This is a genomic window from Polyangium sp. 6x1 (genome assembly GCF_029946515.1).
Lineage (GTDB): Bacteria > Myxococcota_A > Polyangia > Polyangiales > Polyangiaceae > Polyangium.
Genome location: NZ_JARZHH010000157.1, coordinates 1 through 4,601 on the forward strand (window position 1 = coordinate 1; position 4,601 = coordinate 4,601).

Below are 4,601 nucleotides of genomic sequence, written 5' to 3' on the forward strand. Positions count from 1 at the left end.
GCGGCAGCGGCGGCGCAGGCGGCAGCGGTGGCGCGGCTGGCGGCGGTGGCGATGGGGGCAGCGGCGGCGATGGCGGCGCGGCCGGCAGCGGTGGCAATGGGGGCAGCGGCGGAGCGGCTGGCGGCGGTGGCAATGGCGGTAGCGGCGGCGCGGCCGGCAGCGGTGGCAGGGGTGGCCATGGTGGCAGTGGCGGCGCCGTGGAAGTCGACCCCTCGGACGACACCTCCTGCGGCTGCCGTGTGGTCGGCGAGCAGGCCGAGCGGCGTTCGGCCATCCCTCTCGCCTTGCTTTCGCTCCTCCTCGCCGCGGCGGCGCGTCCCTTCCAGCGGCGCCGCTCCCGGTCCTAACGAATCTTCTCTCGCAGATCGGGCCGCGTCCGCGGATCCTTGAACGTCACGTTGCTCGTCGAATACGCGCTCGACACGCCACCCAGGACGGCCGAGACGGGCAAGAGCAGGAGGAGCCCGGTGAAACCCGCCGCCGCGAACGCGGTCTGCGCGCCCTTCTCCTCGGCGAAGGGCGCGCCGATCACCCCCGTGAGCATGAGGGCGCCGCCCGCGATCATCGTGCCGAGGAAGACGCGATACAGCGTGTCGTACGTCGATTGACGTGTCGTCTTCACGTCGAGCCAGACCACGGGATCCTGCGGCGAGTAAAGGTCGAAGCTCCGCGTGGGGCGGGCGGCGAAGGCCTCCACGTGATACCACGCGTCCTTTCGCACGGCGATCACGCGATTGCACGGCGCCGCGCAGACGGGGACATCGTGGTCCTCGCGCTCCTCGACAAGCTTCGTGGTGGAGCTTTCCGCGTCGATCCGGACGAACACCCGTTGCTCCGGCGCGGCGGCTACGCTCGCGGGCCTGGGCGGGCTCGACGGGCGGCGCGGCGGCGCGCAGGCGGCGAGCCCGAGGAGAAGTATTGTTCCGAGACAAACTGTTTTTCCGGGCAGAACCATGGTCATCAGGCGCCTCAAAACCGGAACGTGACCATCCCGCGCGCCGCGCGACGCTGGGGATCGGGGAGGACCTCGACCGTGGTCGTCGAAGAGACGATGAGCGGAATGCCGGCCCCCATGAGGGCGAGGCCGCCGATCGCCGCGCCGACGCAGCCAACTTGGATCCTGTCGTCGACCCCATTCCCGCTCCCGAGCGCGTCGCCGACGGTCGCGAGGAGGAAGATGACGCCGGACATGATCACCGCGCCGCCGCCGAGCGTCACCGACGCGAGCCCCGTGTAGAGCCCCGCGTGGCTGCCCGTGTCGACGCGCAAGCGGACCCGCGGGCCCGCGTCCCCGATCGAAAAAGGCTGTGTGCTCGGAAAGCGGCCCTCGACGGAGAAGCGGTCCGCCGGATCGAAGCGAATCACCCGGTCGCAGGGCGCGGCGCAGGCGACCTCGCCGAACCGACCGACGTTCCGCCGCAACGAGAGCGGCGCGTCGGCCTCGATGTGCACGAAGGCCTCGGCCGCAGGCGTGGGGCGCGGGTCGGGCGCGTCTTGCCCGAATGCGCGCCCGGTCACGATGAGGAAAGCGAGGCCGAGAAGGAGGGAGGACGAACGCATGGAGGCCCGGAGGCCTCCATTCTACATGCAGGCGAAACGCTCAGTCGATCGAAGGCTTCACGCCGAGCTCTTGCAGGACGTTGTCCGCCCCCTCGACGTCCATCACCCAGAGCACGTAGCGCAGATCGACGTGGATCGTCCGCGTGATCTCCGGCAGGAAGATCACGTCCGAGGCCATCGCCTCGTAATTGCCGTCGAACGCGAGGCCCACGAGCTCACCCTTTGCGTTGAGCGTGGGCGAACCCGAGTTGCCGCCCGTGATGTCGAGGTCGCTCAAGAAATCCACGGGCACCTCGCCGAGCGTCGCGTCCGCATACGGGCCGAATTTCTTCGCCTTTGCCGCCGCGAGCAGCTTCGCGGGCGCATCGAACGGCTCCTTGCCCGTGGCCTTCTTGACCATCTCCGAGACGGTCGTGAACGGCGTGTAGACCGGCGCGTCCTTCGCCGGGCGATAGCCGCGCACGCTGCCGTACGTCACGCGCAGCGTCCCGTTCGCGTCGGGCGCGATCTGCTGGCCCAGCATCTTCTGCAGCGCCTCGAAATACTTCGGCCGGAGCACAGCCATCGCGCCGTCGAACGATTTGCCCCGATCCTCGGAGGCCTTGTACGCGGGGCGCAGGGCCACGGCGAGCTTGATGAGCGGGTCCTTGCTCTTCTTCAAATCGTCGAGCTTCGCCGTCTTGAGCAGCTCGAGCCGCGCCTTCTCGTCTTCGAGCTTCGTCCCCTCGTACAGGCCCTTCACCGCCTTCTCGATCGACGCCGCGTCGAGCTTCTTGCCCGCAATCGTCGCGACAAACGCCGGCCGCTCCTTCTCGGGCATCTTCGCGAACCGCTCGAGGACGAGCTTCAGCATCGCCTGATCGATCGCCCGATCATACGAGGCCGTGAGGCGCACCATGCGCTGCTCGAGGCGCTTCCAGTTGCGCTCCTGGAACTCCGGATCGCGCTCGGCGTCCGCCTTCGGGCGCTCCTCGGCCATCCGCACGATCGTGGACGCCGCCTGGAACAGGCCCGCGCTCATCATCACGTCGCCGAGCGCCATGTCCTCCTCGCGCGTCTTCTTCCGCTCCGCGACGAGCGCCTCGATCTTGGTCATCACGTCGCCATAAGCGGCCTTGCGACCCGCGTCCGCGTTGATCCAGGCCGCGAGATCGGCGTCCTTCTTCGCGCGCTCCGCGGCCACGCCGCCCTTGCCGAGGCCCTCGGCCAGGCCCTTGATCTTCGTGAGCGCGTTCGAGATGCCGCGCAGGAAGGGGTTCGCCTTGATCGCGATCTCCTCCTTTTGCTTGCTCACGTCCTCGAGCACCTTCACGGCCTCCTCGAAAGCGGCGATGCGGCGCGGATACCCCCATTCCAGCGCCTCCTTGATCTCGAACGAAGTGCGCAGGCGGTTCGTGGTGCCCGGATATCCCGCGACCATCACGAAGTCGTTCGGCGCGAGCGGCTTCTGCGCGAGGCGCAGGTAGTGCGCGGACTTGTACGGGACGTTTGTCTCCGCGTGATCCGCGGGCTTCTGATCCTTGCCCACGTACGCGCGCAGGAACGAGAAGTCGCCGCCGTGGCGCGGCCAGCGCCAGTTGTCGATCTCGCCGCCGAAGTTGCCGACGCCCTCCGGCGGGGCATACACGAGCCGCACGTCGCGGATCTCGAGCTGCTCGACGAGCAGATACTGGGCGCCGCCAAAGTATGCCTTCAGCGAACAACGCACCTCGGGCCGATCCTTCTCGCAGGCCGCGACGAGCGTCTTCTCGCGCGCTTCGATCTGGTCGTTCCGCGCGCGATCGTTCGGGAGCTTGTCGAGGCCCTCGCGGACGTCCTTCGTCACGTCCTTGAACGAGCGGGTCACGAAGATGCGGTTCGTCGGACCGGCCCACTTCTCGTCCGCGCGCGTCTTCGCGAGGTAGCCGTCGTTCACGAGGTTCTGCTTCGGCGTCGCGTTGTACTGGAGGATGCCCGTCACGCAGTGGTGGTTCGTGACGATGAGGCCGTCGGGCGACACGAACGAGGCCGAGCATCCGCCGAGGCTCACGACGGCCGCGAGCGGGGGCTGCATCGGATCGGTGAGCGTCTTCGGATCGAGCTCGAGGCCCGCTTCCTTCAGCTTCGCTTCGTGCTCGGCGAGCTGAGAGGGCACCCACATGCCGCCGGGGTTCTCGAAAGGCTTGCGCTCCGGGCCCTTCACTTCTGCCGCGTTCGTGCCCTCCTTCGGCCCCGCCTTCGCGCCGTCCTTCGCGGGCGTAGCGTTGGCCGAATCGGGCGGGGGCAGGGGCTCAGCGCCACAGCCGAGGCCGAGGCCGAGGGTGGAAACGAGCAGCGCCAGTGCAGAAAAAGAGTTCGTCAGCCGAGGCATGGCGAGCCCTGTAGCACCTTTCTTCTGTTGACGCAGTCCCGCGCGCGCGGCGATCCTCTCGAACCATGCGCACCCTGACGGCCATCCTTGCTTCCTCGTTTCTCCTTGTCGCGATCCCGTTCGTCGGCTGCTCGGGAGGCGGCGCGAATAACAATACTTCCGCGACGGGCCCCTTCACGGGCGGAGGCGGCGGCCAGAGCACCGGCTGCAACAACAACCAGCCGGACGGATTCTGCAACTACAACGGCCAGAACCCCGAGACGTGCGCCTGCCCCGACTGCGCGGATCAAGCCGCTTGCCTGGGCACCTGCCAGGACAACGACGTCTGCGACAACGGCGAGATGGGGACAGAAGATTGCACGTGCAACGATTGTTACTTCAAGGTCGCCTCCTGTCCCCCGGCGAACGTCGGCTGCGACAACGACGACGGCGTGTGCTTGATCAACGAGGACTGCACCTGCCCCGATTGCACGAATACCGATCGGTGCACGATGAACTGCACGAACAACGGCTCGTGCGTCGAGTACCTCGAAGGTTGCTCCTGCAACGATTGTAAGCCGCTCGAGAAGTGCGGCGGCAGCGGCGCCGCGAGCTCCACCGCAGCGTCGAGCACCGCGGCGAGCACCGCGGCGTCCACGGGCGCGGGCGGCGCGGGTGGCGCGGGCGGAGCGGGCGGGGCCGGCGGCGGCAC

At 68.4% G+C, this 4,601-nt stretch carries 5 protein-coding genes; 2 read left to right on the forward strand and 3 right to left on the reverse strand.

Features of this window, described 5'->3' with window-relative positions:
- Nucleotides 1-347 (forward strand): MYXO-CTERM sorting domain-containing protein (locus QHF85_RS49395; protein WP_281334527.1); only part of this gene is annotated, 347 nt, incomplete at its 5' end.
- On the opposite strand, the gene QHF85_RS49400 is transcribed toward QHF85_RS49395, so the two are convergent.
- From QHF85_RS49400 to QHF85_RS49410, 3 genes are read right to left on the reverse strand one after another with little or no spacing between them, the layout of a single operon-like run.
- Nucleotides 344-961, reverse strand: coding sequence for a hypothetical protein (locus QHF85_RS49400; RefSeq protein ID WP_281334528.1), 618 nt, complete (start codon nt 959-961; stop codon nt 344-346). The two genes, QHF85_RS49395 and QHF85_RS49400, sit on opposite strands and share 4 nt — an antisense overlap.
- Nucleotides 962-969: 8 nt before the next feature.
- Entirely contained in the window at nt 970-1,560 is a 591-nt protein-coding gene (locus tag QHF85_RS49405) for a hypothetical protein (protein ID WP_281334529.1), read from the reverse strand.
- A gap of 40 nt (nt 1,561-1,600) precedes the next feature.
- Nucleotides 1,601-3,910 (reverse strand): S46 family peptidase, encoded by a 2,310-nt coding sequence (locus QHF85_RS49410; RefSeq protein WP_281334530.1) that lies wholly within the window; start codon nt 3,908-3,910, stop codon nt 1,601-1,603.
- Between the two features lie 65 nt (nt 3,911-3,975).
- Here QHF85_RS49410 and QHF85_RS49415 point away from each other — a divergent pair.
- The coding region (locus QHF85_RS49415; protein WP_281334531.1) for a hypothetical protein at nt 3,976-4,601 on the forward strand (626 nt) is incomplete at its 3' end.